This window comes from Rhodanobacter lindaniclasticus (genome assembly GCF_004799035.1).
Taxonomy (GTDB): Bacteria; Pseudomonadota; Gammaproteobacteria; order Xanthomonadales; family Rhodanobacteraceae; genus Rhodanobacter; species Rhodanobacter lindaniclasticus.
This window is the reverse complement of the sequence record NZ_MWIO01000106.1, coordinates 1-603: the sequence shown is the minus strand read 5'-3', so window position 1 is coordinate 603 and position 603 is coordinate 1. Positions and strand designations below refer to the sequence as shown.

The window sequence follows — 603 nt, the reverse complement described above, 5'->3', positions numbered from 1 at the left end:
GGCCATGCAGGCGGATACCGAGCTGCGAGGCCAGGCCCTTCAAACCGGGATAGGTGATGGCCTCGCAGCAGATCGTCTCGCCGGGACGCGCCAGCACGGCGAGCAGGGCCAGCAGTCCCGACTGGATGCCGGGGCAGACCAGCACACGTTGCGGTGACAGGCCCGGGATGCGTTCCGACAGCCACGCCGCGCCCGCCTCGCGATCCTCGGGTGCACCACCGAACTCGTGGTAGCGCAGCAGCGCATTCGGATCGCTGACGTCCAGGCTCGCGAAGCCGCGCCGGAATCGTTCGCGCAGGGCCTCGTCAGTGGGCTCGGGCGGCCTGTTCACTCGTCATGTCGCCCAGTCCCACGACCGCCTGCGAACGGACCTTGGGCGCCAGCGGCGCGATCGACCCCTGCGCCGTGCGCACGAAGCTGCCCTGCCCCACGCGCGAGTCGATCAGCCCTCGCTGCTGCGCCTCGGCGTAGCCGCGCGCCACGGTCGTGAAGTTGAGGTCGAGCTCGCGCGCCAGCGTGCGCAACGGCGGCAGGCGTTGCTCGGGCAGCAGGCGCTGCGCGTCGATGTCGTCGGCGATGGCATCGGCGAGCGCGATGTAGGCC

At 71.3% G+C, this 603-nt stretch carries 2 protein-coding genes; both read right to left on the bottom strand.

Going from position 1 to position 603, the window contains the following annotated elements; genetic code table 11:
• A partial coding sequence (locus B1991_RS18930; RefSeq protein ID WP_425466718.1) for an aminotransferase-like domain-containing protein occupies positions 1-331 on the bottom strand: 331 nt, incomplete at its 3' end.
• Positions 306-603, bottom strand: a 298-nt coding sequence (locus B1991_RS18925) for a GntR family transcriptional regulator (protein ID WP_210772180.1), incomplete at its 5' end; no start/stop codon positions are given. The genes B1991_RS18930 and B1991_RS18925, both read right to left, overlap by 26 nt.